Origin of the sequence: Bacillus sp. N3378-2at (assembly GCF_033412715.1) — a bacterium.
Lineage (GTDB): Bacteria > Bacillota > Bacilli > Bacillales > Bacillaceae > Bacillus > Bacillus subtilis.
The window spans coordinates 1,337,321-1,352,452 of sequence record NZ_CP117986.1 but is presented as its reverse complement, the minus strand read 5'-3'; the positions used below and the strand labels follow the sequence as shown (position 1 = coordinate 1,352,452).

Sequence of the window (15,132 nt, the reverse complement as noted above, 5' to 3'; positions counted from 1 at the left end):
CTACACTCTCTATTTCAGGAGAGTGTTTTTTTGTTTCCATATGATTCTTTTTAAAACATCTTCAATCTTCCTATCAGACATTTCGCCAAGGTATCCAATGACGTGTTTTTTATACTCCTTCATCTGTTCGTTCGATTGAAAAAATGCCGCGATATACTCTTCTGCTTTCTGCATGTCCCAGTTTCTCATATCTGTGACGAGTTTCTTTTCATGTAGAAGGTTTAAATTCATTTCCTCCTGTCCCGGCAGTGCATGATAAATAAATACCGGAAGCCGTTTCTGTAAGCATTCACTGATGGTCACGCCTCCGGGTTTAGTCATGATGCCTGTCGACTGTTCGTACAAACGGTTCATCTCTGCTTTGCTGTGAAGGTAAGGAATCGCCTCAATCAAGGGGTGGTGTAAACTTTTGACATAGGAGTAGAGCTTTTCGTTTCTGCCGCATAATATTTTGTATAAGATCTTTCCGCCTGGCGACAGTTCCTGCACCCATTTTAAAATCCCACCGACCCCCATACTGCCCCCTGTGATGATGATGGTATATGGCGGGTGGTGCTGCAAGGTATCTGCTGATTCCATTTCAAAATTTCGGTGAACTGGAATACCGGTCAAGTATATGTTGTTCTGATCGATCCCCTCTGATATTAGCTGCTTCTTTACTTCCGTGCTCGGAACAAAATGGTAATCAATGTTCTTCCGTCCCCATAATTGATTCACGAAAAAATCAGTGTATACATTCACAACCGTCAGATTCGGATATTCAGGCTTTAGTCGGTTCAGCAGATAAGAAGGCAGCGCATGTGTGCAGAAGGCGATATCAGGCTGTTTTTCTTGGAGGATGTGCCTCATTTGCTGTGTGAACAGCCATTCGTACATGAAAAAGCGTTTGTCATGCTGAAATTCTCCGCAGGCGAGGAGCCTGTAAATGCCGCTGTACGTTTTCGGGAAATATTGAATCCATTTTAAATAAGCCACGGAGGACAATTTTTCTAAACGGCTATACGCATGTGAAAAGATATCAATCTTTTCAGCTGCCAGCCCTTGAGACTCTAATTCAGCCTGCAATGCATCAGCCACATGATGATGGCCGGTGGAAATGCTTAAAAAAGGAAAAATGAGAATGTTTTTCATGACAGTCCTCCTAAAAAAATATGGCAACTATATTTTGAGGAGAACGTTCACAAAATATAAGGGTGTTTTTGATCATAAGGAAGGTGAAAAGATGAAAACTTGTTTCCTTTCCATATGGAGAGTGGTTGACCCGATTTATTTCTTTTTTTCAAGGCTGACCTTGGTTGACAAAGATCGTAAAAGCGTCTTTCGAGTCAGGCTGACGAAGTACAAAGGACATCATGTCGTGCTTAGCGACGGAACGCATATAAGAAAAAATGATGTGCTCGTTAAAATCCACCTGCATAACATAAAGCTGATCAGGGAGCTGCAAAGCATTGAGAGCGCAGTCAGAAAGGGAATCATTATTTATCAGAAAGTATATCAATCGATGCCGCTTCTTTTGGATTACATCAATAATCACAAAAAAAGTGAAAAAATTAAAGGGATTGTGGGCATTACAATGCTTGACAAAGGTGTGGAAAGGCTCGGTTTTGATGTGGTCACCCCGGTCAACCCTTTTTACAGGTGCTTTAAAAAGATCACACATATACCGATTTTTTATCTCACTTCAAAGCAGGTGAGCTTGCGGCGTTTACCGAATACATCCTATTTGTTTATTTCGAAAGAAAAGCTGCAGAAAACCTATCAAAAAAAAGACTGATGCCTTGGTCAGCACAGTCTTTTTTGATTATATCTGATGAAACGTCACTTCAGGACGGCTTCCGACACGGATATTTACGCCGGTTTGTCCCAAGCCCTCGCTGATATAAAATGGTTTATCGTGATGATAATGAAGGCCTTTAATCATGTTCATTCGCACGAGGTTTCCCATTTTCACCAAATGATACGGTTTTGGCCAGTGAATTTGCCCGCCGTGAAAATGCCCTGACAGCAGGTAATCATAATGAACATCCTTCATATCCAGAATAATATTTGGGTCATGTGTTAAGACAAGATAATAGCCATTTTCCAGACTTTGATAAGAGCCGGTGATATTACTCCGATTCGTACTGTAATCATCAATGCCGATAATATTGACTGGCCCTGCAGCCGTCTCGATTCGAACATGTTCATTTTGCAGCGTGATACAGCCGTTTTCCTCTAAAACTCGCTTCAATCTCTGAAAGTCCTCTTCTTTCAATACATAATCGTGGTTACCGAACACCGCGTACATTCCATATGCAGGCTTTAGCTTTTGCAAGGCGTTCAAGTAACCTGCCAGCTTCGGAATATTACGTTTCCGATCAAGAAAATCCCCGATAAGAGCAATGATGTCCACAGGCTGATCTTTTGTTAAATGATACAGCTCCTCAGGTGAGACTGAAATGTTTTCCAAGTGAAGATCTGATAAATGAAGGATATTTAATTTTTTTCTGGCTGGAAGGCCGTCTTTTTGGTCGATTGAAATGGTGTTGACTTTCACATCTTTTGTATTGCGGTTCGCTTTATATAGAAATGGCACAAATACGAGTATGGCCAATGAAAGTAAGATTGTAAACAAAATATATCCCCTCCCTTCTATCAGTATAGTAAGTGATCAAGCCCTATGGATAGCGGGAATTAATGGGTAGAGACAGGTTGAAAAACGGATTGTCATATGATGAATGATTTGGAAGGGAAAAGGGATAATAAATTTTGACACATGAGGCAGAACATGCCGACGGAGTCAGAATAACAAATGGATGTGTAAGCAATGTTACGATTGATGAGACAACAAAAAAAAGAAACATATTATCTCTGGATCGCATTATTTCTTCTTTTATTGTATGTATCCCCGCTTTTTATTTTAAAGGAAGATGCCCATATCCGGGTCCACGATAATTTAGATTCCAACATCGCTTGGTACAAGGTTTTGGCCGATAGCGGAGAAATCGTCGGCAAGGTTGACGCTGCCATTCCGCAAATCATTAACGGGCTGCCCCGGGATGCCTTTGGCACCGAGTGGAGCGGAATTGTTTGGCTCCATGCTTTCTTTTCTTCCATGACCGCCTATGCAATAAGCCAGACGGTTACAAGAGTTGTCGCTTTTTTTGGAATGTATGTGCTGCTGAAGAAACATATAATCCCGGAACCAAAAGCGGCTTTCATCCGAATTGGCGTATCGCTTGCATTTGCCTTAACACCGTTCTGGCCTTCGGGAATGCTGAGTACGCTTGGGTACCCTTTGGCACTGTGGGCTTTTTTAAATATCCGAAAAGGGGATATTTCATGGAGAGAGTGGCTGACGCTGGGCTTGCTCCCTCTATACTCAAGCTTTGTTCTAGGCTTCTTCTTTTTCCTGGCAGGGATGGCGTGTTTTTGGCTGTATGATGCCATTACAAAAAGAAGATGGAATTTGATGTTCTTAGGCAGTATTGCATTTATGACGAGTATCTATCTTTTCGTTGAATATCGGCTTGTCTATTCGATGCTGTTTGAACACGCACCGATGCATCGTATCGAATTTATCTCATCCAGGCATGACGTTTGGCATTCTCTTCGGCTATCCGTAAAAAACTTTGTCTATGGCCATAATCATGTGATGACCGTTCATACCGTTGTCATCCTTCCGATCCTGCTGGTCGTATTTGCTGCTCTGCTGTTCAAACGAAATCGGACAAAGCCAGAAAATGTTTATCTGTTTTTATGTGTGCTTAATTACGGATTGTCATTATGGTATGCGTTTTGGTTCAACAAAATTTGGGCTGTTCCAAAGCAGAAATTTGCCTTTTTAGCAGAATTTAATTTTGCCCGTTTTCATTTTCTTCGGCCGCTTGTTATATACGTGAGCTTTGCGCTTGCTTTATATCTCATTTGGCGGATGGGGAAAGGATGGAAATGGCTTGTGTACGCCGCAGTCGCTGCACAGCTGATGGTGTTGGCGCCTTTTAATGAAGAATATACGTATGGCGTTCATTACAACGCGCCGACATTCAAGGAGTTTTATGCATCGGAGCAATTCAAAGAGATTAAGGAATATATCGGACGTCCGCAGGATTCGTACAGGGTGGCGAGCATCGGACTGCATCCGTCTATCGCCCAATATAACGGGTTTTATACGTTAGATACGTATAACAATCTGTATCCGCTTTCATATAAATATGAATTTAGGAAAATCATCGAAAAAGAGCTGGAAAAAAATTCTCGGCTGAAACAATACTTTGATGAATGGGGCAGCCGCTGCTACCTTTTTGTCGATGAACTCGGTAAACGATATGATTTCAAAAAGAACTCGAAGAAAACGATCAACAACCTTCAATTAAATACAGATGTATTTAAAAAAATGGGCGGACGGTACATTTTTTCTTCAGTTCCGATCATGAATGCTGAACAAAACCATCTCGCGCTCGTAAAGACGTTTGACCATAAAGATTCCGCCTGGCGCATTTATTTATATGAAACAAGATAAGGAGGATATCGATTGAAACAGTCACAGCCAGTATTAACCATCGTCGTCCCGTGTTTCAATGAAGAGGAAGTGTTTCAAGAAACAAGCCGTCAGCTGACAGAGGTTGTAGATGATTTAATTGAAGAAAAATTAATTGCTGAAGACAGTAAAATTCTGTTTGTCGATGATGGCAGCAAAGACCGCACTTGGGCTTTGATTGCTATGGAGAGCATAAGAAACAAGAAGGTTACCGGCTTAAAATTAGCCTGCAATGTCGGCCACCAAAAAGCGCTTTTAGCCGGACTGCATAAAGCGAAGAATAGGTCAGACTGCGTCATTTCGATCGATGCCGATCTTCAGGACGATATCTCTGTGATCCGGGATTTTATGCTGAAATATCATAAGGGCTGCGAGATCGTTTACGGTGTACGCCGGAGCAGAAAAACCGATACCTTTTTCAAGCGCACGACAGCGTTAGGGTTTTATCGTCTCATGAATAAGCTTGGGATTAAATTAATTTATAATCATGCTGATTTTCGTTTAATGAATAAAAGGTCCCTTGAAGAGCTTGAGCGTTATCCGGAAGCGAATCTGTTTTTAAGAGGTATTGTCCCCATGATCGGCTTTAAATCGGCCGAAGTTTTGTATGACCGCAAGGAACGCTTTGCCGGCAAAACGAAATATCCGCTGAAAAAGATGCTATCCTTCGCTTTTAACGGGATTACTTCATTCAGTGTCGCACCAATTCGATTCTTTACGCTTTTAGGGTTTGTTTTGTTTTTCCTCAGCGCTGTGGCAGGGATTGGCGCGTTTATTCAAAAGCTGCTCGGCCATACGAATGCAGGCTGGGCGTCTCTTATCATATCCATTTGGTTTTTGGGCGGGCTGCAATTGATGGGAATTGGAATCATCGGAGAGTATATTGGAACGATTTTTTCTGAAGTGAAAAGACGGCCGAAATACGCGATTGATATTGATTTGTATAATGAACAGCTGAGCCCGCTTCAGCGCCAGGAAAAAGAGCGGTTAGAAAAAAAGTACAGTTAAACACGGAAAGAGCTGACTTCATTAGTCAGCTCTTTTTCTTCAACTGATGCAATATGGCGCTAAGCGGTTCGTCTTGCGGGTTGCGGTAAAAATCAAAAAATGGGCAGCCCTGCTTCTTAATTCGATCGATGACCGTATCAATTGTAAACAGAGCGGGTGTTAAAGATGATTGCACCTCATGCCAGTAGAGCGGGGCTGCAACAGTCCCAAGCTCATTTCCTCTCGTCGAATAGGGACAGATAATCGTTTTTCCTTCTGCATGCTGCAAATAATCAAGATACAATTTGCCGTGTCTGTTTTTAATCAAGCGTTCAGTGGTAAAGAGCTCGGGAAATGCATTGGTGCAGTACTCTGCGATCAGCTGCGTAAATTGGCGTGTTTCTTCATACGTAAATGCCTCGGGAGACAAGGGAATATAAAGCTGGATGCCTTTGTTGCCGGACAGCTTCGGGTACGATGTGATGCCAAAGGAATCCAACAGCCGCTTCAGTTCATTTGCGGCCTGCACGGCCATAAGAAAGTCATCTCGCGAAGGCGGGTCTAAATCAATGACAATCTCAGCCGGACGCCTGCTTTTAATGGTTTGAAAAGGAACGTGAAACTCCAAAGCAAGCTGGTTGCAAAGCCATAGCAATGTAGACATATCCTCACAGACAATATGTTCATGGCTTCCATCATAGAAAGATTGAACAAAATCCGGCGCATAGTCCGGTTTGTTTTTTTGGAAAAATGATTCGCTCCTAGATCCATGCGGATAGCGGATGACGGTGACAGCCCGGTTTTTCAGAAATGGGAGCAGGTAGTCACTGACTTCAATCATATACTGAATAAAATCTTCTTTTGTTTTTTTATTCTTTTCAAATATGATTTTATCCAGGCTTGTGAACTGGAGCTTTGGGTGAACCGGTTTGGAGTGTCGTATGACTTGCGCATACGTGCATTCGGTCCAGTCCATTTGGAATTCGAAACCGATAAACGATACCTCTCTTAATGTGCCATGGAGAATTGTTAAGTATTGAACAGCTGCACAAATCGAAGGTTCAAGCTTAAACTCGCCTGAGGGTGTTTGATGTCCGTGCTGTTCCATAATCTCGCGTATAGCGCTTTTTTCCTCATCGCGCATTCCGTGCGAGACAGAGGCAATCGGTGTCATTATTCCGTTTTTTAACACCGATACCGTCAGAAACCCGTTGTTAGGGTTGAACCCTGTTATGCAAACATAAGCTTGTTTAAAGTTTTTATATTTGAGCCAATCGGACGACCGCTTCTTTTCAAGCCATTTGCTGTTTGTTTTCTTCGCTACAATTCCTTCTCCGTCATATTTTATTACCATCTCCCAGAGTTGATCAAAATGATCATAACAGGGAATGGATTGAATGGTTTCTTTTGCGTAAGGATCTGGAGATGCAGGAAGCTTTGCTGCGGATATGAGTTCACGCAGCGATTTTTTGCGGTCCAAATACGAAAGAAGCGTTACATCTTCTCCGCTTCGCTCTAACAAATCAAAGGCGAGAAAGCAGCACGGCCGCGCGTTTGCCGATTCCTGAATCTTGTCTGGCCTTTTCAAACGCCCCCGCACTTGAAGGTGTTCAAAATCTGCACGACAGGGATTCACCAAACATACGATTTCACCGTCAAGTGTCAGCGGAAGCTCTTTTTCTAGGTGCTGAAAGGCAGTTTTGGCGAATTGTGTGATTTCAGGGAAGGTGCTGCTGAGCTCCACACCATTTCTGCTGGTTAAGGTCACACCTGAAGAATGGATGCGGAGAATACAGCGGTACCCATCATATTTTACTTCGTAACGCCATTCTGCTCCGATTGGCGGTGACGAAGTTAAGACCGGCTGCATGGTAAACACCATGGGCTATGACGTGCCGGAGGCTTTTTTTCTAGTTGTTTTTCGTTTTTTATCTCCGGCTCCTTTCGGTTCAGCGGCTTGTGCAGGTGCGGCAGCCGGTGTCTCCCGGTTCGGCCTTCTGGTTCGGTCAATGCTGGCTTGCAGAGCGCTTACCAGGTCAATGACATCTTCACGTGGTGGCGCTTTATCAGGAGTGACGGCTGTTTCTTTATTTTCAAGCTTGTCGTTGACTCTTTGCAGCAGCGCCTGTCGGTACGTGTCTTCATATTTCTCAGGCTCAAACTCAGCAGTCAGTTCATCTATTAATGTAATAGCAGTTTGCAGTTCCTTATCGTTTACATTCGATTGATCAGGTACACCTGGGACATGAGCGGCGCTTCTGACCTCATCCGGATAATGGATAGACTCCATGACGATACAATTTTCATAAACACGGAGAATCGCCAGCTGCTGCTTTGACCTGATTGTCATATTGGCGATACCGATCTTTCCGGTTGAGCGCAGCGCCTCACGAAGCAGGGTATAGGCCTTCGTCCCATTATCCCCGGGGCCGACAAAGTAGGAGCGGTTAAAGTAAATCGGATCAATTTCCTGAAGCTGAACAAAGTCAACAATCTCAACCGCTTTCTCCTCATGCTCCTGTTTTAAGCTTTTTAAATCTTCGTCCGTCAGCACTACATATTTCCCTTTTACATATTCATATCCCTTCACAATTTCATCAGGACTAAGAGTTTTTTCGCAATTTGTACAAACTTTCTCGTATTTGATTGGTGCGTGATCCTCTTTATGGAGGCTGCGCAGTTTAATATCTTTATCTTCTGTGGCCGCATATAGCTTGATGGGGATGTTTACTAATCCGAAGCTGATCGATCCCTTCCACATTGTATGCATATTGATAAACCCCTTTTTTTCTTTAGTGTGAAGAGAAGGAGTACGATTCATGTGTAGTAACTTATGGGTGAAAAAAAGCCGGCGCTGTTATTGCGACGGCTGTTCAATAATGAATTGTTCGAATTGTTCCGGAGGTATTGGCCTGCTGAAAAAGAAGCCCTGCAAATGGTCGCAGCCTTTTTCATATAGAAGCTGCTTTTGAGCTGCATTTTCCACACCTTCGGCAATCACCTGCAAAGACAGCTGATGCCCCATGGCAATAATAGCTCCGGTAATTTGCTCTGATTTAGGATGGGTCTGAATATCGTCAATAAATGATTTGTCAATCTTCAGCCTGTGAATCGGGAAGTCCTTCAAATAGCTAAGGGAGCTGTGACCAGTACCGAAATCGTCAATACTGATTCTGATTCCTAATTCTTTAAGGGATGACAAAACCTTTTTGGAGTGATCGAGATTGTCCATTGTCATGCTTTCCGTCACCTCCACTTCAAGAAGCTGCGGAGGAAGCTGGTATTTATTAAGCGTATCCTTGATGAGGGGAATCAGATCTTCGGATTGGAACTGTCTGGCGGAAATATTAATGGCGACAGAAAGATCATAGCCTTTATTGTGCCAAATCCTTGCCTGCTTGCATGCTTCATCTATAATCCACTTTCCGATATCAATAATAAGTCCCGTTTCTTCTGCGACACCGATAAATTCTCCGGGCGGACGCAGTTGCCCGTCTGGTGTCACAAGGCGTATCAGTGCTTCTGCTCCTGTCATTTTTTGTTTTTTTACACTGAATTGCGGCTGATAATGCAAGACAAATCTATCGTTTTCGATTGCTTCTCTGAGTACCATCTCTTGGTTAAGCTTGACGGTTTCTTTGTTGCCAATTGAAAAAGAATAGTATCTGTATTTGCTTTTGTTTCGTTCTTTAGCCGCATACATCGCCATATCAGCCTTTTTCATCAATTCAAGGCCATCAGTCCCGTCTTTTGGAGATATCGCAATCCCGATACTGACAGATGTGACAAGGGTGTGATCTTGAATCTTGAAAGGTTTTTTGAATTTTTGGATAATTTTTCTTGCTAAAACATCTGCTTCGCCTGTTCCTGTATTGGCGTCTGTTAATATAATAATAAATTCATCACCGCCAAGACGGGCGATAAATCCGTTATCAGGGACTACAGATGACAAACGTTTAGCCGCAAACTGAAGCAATTGATCACCGACATTATGCCCTAATGCATCGTTAATCACTTTAAACCGGTTTAAGTCAAGAAAGAATACAACAGTGTTATAATGCAAGGAATGCTCGCGATTCAGCACCTTTGTTAGATGAGAGATGGCATGCCTTCTGTTAGGTAAGTCTGTAAGCGAATCATAATGAGCCATTCTATGGATTTCTTTTTCTGCTTTGTACTGCTTCGTCATGTCTTTACAAATGACATAAATGCTGTCTAGTTCCTGATTGACCTCAACAGGTATAAGCGTAATATTTAAGTGAAACTGGCCTTTTTCAGTGATAAGATCGCTATCGCTGTTCATCGCTTGTTTATCTTTTTTAACTTGCTCAAAAAGGCGCTTAACCTTCAGTGATGTGTAATTCCTCCAGTCATGCATGCTGAAGCCAAATTTGCTGATCATTTCCTCACCAGCGTGATTGGAAGATATTATGTCTCCTTCTAATGATAAAATAAAAATTGCATCAATATTGTGGACGATTAAAGACTGAAATCGCTGTTCGTTATCCTTTATGCGTTCGCTCTGTTTAATAAACTTTCGATCTGCATGGGAACTGAATAACAATAACGTTTGGATACAAAAAATAATTAAAGTAACAAAAATTGACCAATGAAACGTTTGCACCTCCATATGGCTTCCGGGCGGAGCCATGTCCTTATGGAAAGTTGCCGCAAGCATCCCTGTGTAGTGCATGCCCGAAATCCCAATGCCCATTACAATTGAACTGACGACTTTATAGAATATAAGATGCTCAGAATGTTTTTTTACGGCCAAGTCAAAGAATATTTTTAACGAGACGAAAGAGGCTGCAATCGCAATGATAATTGAAACTGTAAATAAAATCGGTTCGTAAATAATCATTACCCGGGAAATGGCAGACATTCCGATATAGTGCATAGAAGCAATAGATGCGCCAAGCACAACTGATCCGGTAAGCAGTCTGTAATATGTAAGAATGTTCCGGCTGACAAAATATAATGACACAAATGATCCCGAAACAGATGCGCCAATGGCTGCCATTAAAGGCATGAATTCATATGTCATCGGCATTTCCATATGGACGGCCATCATCCCTACAAAATGCATTGACCAAATACCGAATCCCATAATAAGTGAGCCGCCGATCAGCCAAATTTTACTTTTTAAGCCTGTATTGATGGTGACTTTCCTTGAAAGTTCAAGGGAAATATACGAGGCGGTACAGGCAATTAGAATAGATAAACATATGAGAGTCGTATTATATGTAACGTGTATTTCCAAATGGAGATTCCCCCCGTATCGTGTGTTCCAGTCTTGTTGACTCTCTTTATTATCGGCTGCTTAACCGCAGAGTTTCAGCCTTCAAAACGATAGAAATACGAGGGAGATCTATTTTTAGTTCAACTGACCGTGAAAAATGTGTTAAAATCATCTTGACGTTTTCCGAAAAAACAAAAATGTATAATACATAAACATGAAACAAGGGAGTTGGTGGCTATCGAAGAGCTGGTTATGTCATGGATAGAAGCATTTAAAAGCTTATCTTATTTTGGAATATTTCTAGCGCTCAGTATTGAGTTTATCCCGGCCGAAGTCGTCTTGCCGCTTGCGGGCTATTGGGTATCTAAAGGCGATATGACACTTGCCGGCGTTGTTTTGGCAGGATCGCTTGGAGGAGTGGCCGGTCCGCTTACGCTGTATTGGATAGGCCGGTACGGAGGAAGGCCGTTTCTTGAACGTTTTGGGAAGTATCTCTTTATTAAACCTGAAGCGCTTGATAAGTCAGATAAATTTTTCAAAAAACATGGTGGCTTTGTCGCGTTCAGCGGCCGTTTCTTGCCTGGCATCAGGACATTGATTTCCATACCGTGCGGAATTGCAAAAATGAATGTTTGGGTGTTTTCGCTTTATACATTCATTGCTATGCTTCCGATTACATTTGTATATGTTTATCTCGGTGTGAAGCTCGGTGAAAATTGGAAGGAAGTCGGCTCTATTCTTGATCAATATATGCTTCCGATCGGGATAGCCATTTTGGCGCTTTTCCTGCTCTACTTACTGATGAAAAAGAGGAAGAAACGCACGCACTCCGAACAATTATCTGTATTTTTGAAAAATAAACGTTGACAAATCATTGCGCTGCGCATATCATTGACGTATAAAATCATATTTCTTGAAATCCCAAAGGGGAGTAGCGTCCGGAATGTATTCCGGAAACAAAGTCGTCATTTCATGGATTGTATCCATCGGCTTTGTTGGCATGCCTGAATTCATGTCTAGCAAGACCTTTGCCTTATGTCGGCAAAGGTCTTTTTTGCATGGTCCGGCCGGCATAAGATCGGATGAAGAGAAAGAAAACAACTTTTTTGGGAGGGTATCATTTATGGATGCAGCATTATTATTAGAGTATGGTTGGGTTCTTCTCGTCTTGATCGGGCTGGAAGGGATTTTAGCCGCCGATAACGCGCTGGTTATGGCGGTAATGGTAAAACATTTGCCGGAGGAAAAAAGAAAAAAAGCGTTATTTTATGGATTGGCAGGGGCTTTTGTTCTGCGATTTGGCTCTTTATTCGCCATTTCATTTTTGGTCAACGTATGGCAGGTTCAAGCGATTGGCGCGATCTATTTGCTGTATATCTCAGCAAGCCACTTATTGAAAAGATATGTATTTAAGAAAGAAGACACACATAAAGAGACGAAGCAAAGCGGTTTTTGGCCGACTGTTTTAAAAGTTGAACTGGCAGATATCGCGTTTGCTGTTGATTCCATCTTAGCAGCAGTAGCGCTGGCGGTTACACTTCCTGGGACATCACTCCCGAAGATCGGCGGACTTGACGGAGGACAATTTCTCGTCATTTTGGCCGGCGGTATCATCGGACTGGTGATCATGCGGTTTGCGGCTTCCATGTTTGTGAAGTTATTAAAGGAACGTCCAAGCCTAGAAACAGCAGCCTTTGTGATTGTCGGCTGGGTCGGAGTGAAGCTTGCTTTATATACGCTTGCCCATCGCGACATAGCGGTTGTTTCTGAGCACTTTATTCATTCTGGAACATGGAAGCTGATATTCTGGGGTGTCTTAGCAGCAATCGCGGTTTGCGGCTGGTTTATGTCAGGTGGGAAAAAACAGCCGGAGGGCGCACAAAACGAACAAAGAAACAGCACCCGTGAACGGGCGTAATCTGAAAGACTCTGCTTAAAAGCAGAGTCTTTTTGTGTTTGAAGCGTTTTCATAAGCGAAATAAAATAACATTTTTATAACATCTTTGTTACAAAAAACACGCATAAAACCCCCTTAATTCTTTAGAAAGGCACGAAATCATGTATAGGACGTCAGAATGGTTTGTCATAATTGAGACATTGGAAATCAATATTTCTTTTTCTCCTTTGCGAATCCCTATCAAATTAGCTATCATTAATGAGTAGTTATAGGGAGGAACTGAGGTGAAACCAGTGCTTAGCCTTTTGTTTAAATTGGGAAAAAAGAAGCAAACACTTGAAAAAGCTGTTGAGAGTATACAAAAAGGCAATAAAGATCTGCAAAATGAATTAATACAGCAATATAAGCCATTTATCGCAAAGACGGTTTCATCCGTTTGTAAACGATATATAGATGAAAAAGACGATGAGTTCAGTATTGGACTGATCGCGTTTAATGAAGCTATAGAAAAATATTCACCTGAAAAAGGAAATTCTCTGCTCGCATTTGCTGAGCTTATTATAAAAAGAAAAGTCATTGATTACATTAGAAAAGAAGCCAGAAGCGCACAAAATATAAATATCGATTTACAGGAAGGAGACGATCAGGAGTCATCACAAAGCCTGATTGAAGCCGAGCTTTCCATTGATGAATACCGCCGTCAGATTGAACAGGAGCAGAGGCGGGAGGAAATCCTCTATTTTCAAAAGCAGCTCAAGGATTATGGTTTATCGTTTAAAGAACTGCTTGAAAATTCTCCAAAGCACACGGATGCAAGGCAAAACGCCATAAAGGTGGCAATGACGCTTGTTGAACATGAAGAATTGGCCGCTATCCTGTATACAAAGAAGCAGCTTCCGGTCAAACAGCTTGAACAGCTTGTCTCTGTAAGCCGAAAAACGATTGAGAGAAACAGAAAATATATTATTGCGATGTGTATTATCATTACGGGTGATTATATTTATTTAAAAGATTATCTTAAAGGGGTGCTGCACTCATGAGAAGAGGGATTATAGTAGAGAAAAATAAAAAATTCGTCACGTTGCTGACCCCTGACGGACAATTTTTAAAAGCCAAAAATGATCGACACAGCTATGAAATCGGAGAAGAAATCATGCTTCCGAGTGAAACACGCATGGGCAGAAGGGCCAGCTTTTTTGATTTTTTTAAACTGCGCCCTTTCAAAATGGGGATTTTTACGATGACTGCTATTATGCTCTTTATTTTTATAGTTCTCCCCGTTTTTTCTAATAATAAGGCCTATGCGTATATGACAATCGATATCAATCCAAGCGTCGAAATGGCGTTAAACAGCGATTATGAAGTGATTGAACTGACGCCTCTAAACGATGAGGGACAGAAGGTCGTGAATGATATAGATGATTGGGAGAAGACTGATTTTAAAAAGGTGATTGACGATATTATAACCGACTGCAGTGAACACGGGTATGTAAAAAAATCGAAAGAAATATTGATTTCCACTGTTTATGAAAACACAGAAGACAATACATATAAAAAGGCTGTGAAAAAACAGCTGAATGATGTGACTGAAAAATATAAAACGACATACCGCATGGAATCTCTCGAGTCAGATATGCAAACGAGGGAAAAAGCGAAGAAAGAAGGCGTCTCAACAGGCAGCTACATCAAATCAAATGAAAAGAATGACAATAAAGATATAAAAGATGACTCCAGCAAACCATCCGGGGAAGAGGATCAAAAGAGTGATGAAAATGAGGATGAAAACACCGATCAAACTGACACCCAGGACAGCAAGCAAGGAGATAATGAACAGCTGAATGATGCGGATTCCGGAGACCAGAAAGAAGAGAAAGCGGATGACCAGATTGATGATAGTGACAAAGATAAAAAAATAAAGGAATCAGATGAAAACACAAATACCGAAAAAGATGGGGACCATGAGCAAACCCCAATACAAGATCCTCAAGATAAAGGAAATGAAAATAACGGCGCTGACAAGGGCCAAAGCCAATATCACAGGGACTGGAACAATGGTGAACAAGGCAAGAACCGTTCTTCGTCCAGAAGGGATAACGCTTCAGACCGACGTAATCCAAACGGCTACAGCAGTGATAATAATTCAGCTCAAAATGAAGATTCGCCGAGTGCCCCCGGCGAATAAAGACCTGAATTTATTTAGTTGTGCCATTTAATTGTGATTGTGCTTGCTGTACCAGCCGCTTTGTCATTTCTCCGCCTACAGAGCCGTTAGCGCGTGCGACTGTATCAGAACCAAGGTTCACACCGAATTCTTGAGCCACTTCGAGTTTAAATTGGTCTAGTGCCTGCTCCACCCCTGGAACAACGAGTTTATTTCTGCTCGCCATCTTTTTCATCTCCTTTTTCGATAAAGAAATTCTTAACGCGTATTTAGTTTGAAATATACGGGGGTTATTTATGCTGGCAATTGTTGTGGAGAAAAATAAAACC

At 42.0% G+C, this 15,132-nt stretch carries 13 protein-coding genes; 7 read left to right on the top strand and 6 right to left on the bottom strand.

Going from position 1 to position 15,132, the window contains the following annotated elements; genetic code table 11:
- Nucleotides 1-9: 9 nt before the first annotated feature.
- Complete coding sequence (locus PUN35_RS07380; RefSeq protein ID WP_014479607.1) at nt 10-1,131, bottom strand: MGDG synthase family glycosyltransferase; 1,122 nt, start codon at nt 1,129-1,131, stop codon at nt 10-12.
- Nucleotides 1,132-1,222: 91 nt separating this feature from the next.
- On the opposite strand from PUN35_RS07380, the gene PUN35_RS07375 reads away from it, so the two are divergent.
- Nucleotides 1,223-1,774 (top strand): YkoP family protein, encoded by a 552-nt coding sequence (locus PUN35_RS07375; RefSeq protein WP_033881724.1) that lies wholly within the window; start codon nt 1,223-1,225, stop codon nt 1,772-1,774.
- A gap of 27 nt (nt 1,775-1,801) precedes the next feature.
- On the opposite strand, the gene PUN35_RS07370 is transcribed toward PUN35_RS07375, so the two are convergent.
- Nucleotides 1,802-2,614 carry a metallophosphoesterase gene (locus PUN35_RS07370; protein WP_014479609.1) on the bottom strand — a complete coding sequence of 271 codons (813 nt, stop codon included), beginning with the start codon at nt 2,612-2,614 and terminating at the stop codon, nt 1,802-1,804.
- A gap of 192 nt (nt 2,615-2,806) precedes the next feature.
- Here PUN35_RS07370 and PUN35_RS07365 point away from each other — a divergent pair, with 192 nt between their 5' ends.
- On the top strand, nt 2,807-4,501 hold the full coding sequence (locus PUN35_RS07365) for a DUF6044 family protein (RefSeq protein ID WP_014479610.1): 1,695 nt from the start codon (nt 2,807-2,809) through the stop codon (nt 4,499-4,501).
- Nucleotides 4,502-4,513: 12 nt separating this feature from the next.
- Nucleotides 4,514-5,527 carry a glycosyltransferase family 2 protein gene (locus tag PUN35_RS07360; RefSeq protein WP_014479611.1) on the top strand — a complete coding sequence of 338 codons (1,014 nt, stop codon included), beginning with the start codon at nt 4,514-4,516 and terminating at the stop codon, nt 5,525-5,527.
- 25 nt (nt 5,528-5,552) lie between these two features.
- On the opposite strand, the gene PUN35_RS07355 is transcribed toward PUN35_RS07360, so the two are convergent.
- From PUN35_RS07355 to PUN35_RS07345, 3 genes are read right to left on the bottom strand one after another with little or no spacing between them, the layout of a single operon-like run.
- Nucleotides 5,553-7,388 (bottom strand): DNA ligase D, encoded by a 1,836-nt coding sequence (locus PUN35_RS07355; protein ID WP_031600436.1) that lies wholly within the window; start codon nt 7,386-7,388, stop codon nt 5,553-5,555.
- 3 nt (nt 7,389-7,391) lie between these two features.
- Entirely contained in the window at nt 7,392-8,327 is a 936-nt protein-coding gene (locus PUN35_RS07350; protein WP_031600437.1) for a non-homologous end joining protein Ku, read from the bottom strand.
- 36 nt (nt 8,328-8,363) lie between these two features.
- A complete protein-coding gene (locus PUN35_RS07345) occupies nt 8,364-10,766 on the bottom strand; it encodes a bifunctional diguanylate cyclase/phosphodiesterase (protein ID WP_033881720.1) in 2,403 nt (800 codons plus the stop codon).
- Nucleotides 10,767-10,946: 180 nt separating this feature from the next.
- On the opposite strand from PUN35_RS07345, the gene PUN35_RS07340 reads away from it, so the two are divergent.
- From PUN35_RS07340 to rsgI, 4 genes are all read left to right on the top strand, one after another.
- Complete coding sequence (locus PUN35_RS07340) at nt 10,947-11,612, top strand: DedA family protein (RefSeq protein WP_029726984.1); 666 nt, start codon at nt 10,947-10,949, stop codon at nt 11,610-11,612.
- Nucleotides 11,613-11,868: 256 nt separating this feature from the next.
- Nucleotides 11,869-12,663, top strand: coding sequence for a TerC family protein (locus PUN35_RS07335; protein ID WP_032679119.1), 795 nt, complete (start codon nt 11,869-11,871; stop codon nt 12,661-12,663).
- Between the two features lie 263 nt (nt 12,664-12,926).
- On the top strand, nt 12,927-13,682 hold the full coding sequence (sigI, locus tag PUN35_RS07330) for an RNA polymerase sigma factor SigI (RefSeq protein ID WP_003245855.1): 756 nt from the start codon (nt 12,927-12,929) through the stop codon (nt 13,680-13,682).
- Entirely contained in the window at nt 13,679-14,824 is a 1,146-nt protein-coding gene (gene rsgI / locus PUN35_RS07325) for an anti-sigma-I factor RsgI (protein WP_014479618.1), read from the top strand. Before sigI ends, rsgI begins: the two co-directional genes overlap by 4 nt.
- A gap of 10 nt (nt 14,825-14,834) precedes the next feature.
- Here rsgI and sspD read toward each other — a convergent pair whose 3' ends face one another.
- On the bottom strand, nt 14,835-15,029 hold the full coding sequence (gene sspD / locus PUN35_RS07320; protein ID WP_003218568.1) for an acid-soluble spore protein SspD: 195 nt from the start codon (nt 15,027-15,029) through the stop codon (nt 14,835-14,837).
- Nucleotides 15,030-15,132 lie beyond the last annotated feature (103 nt).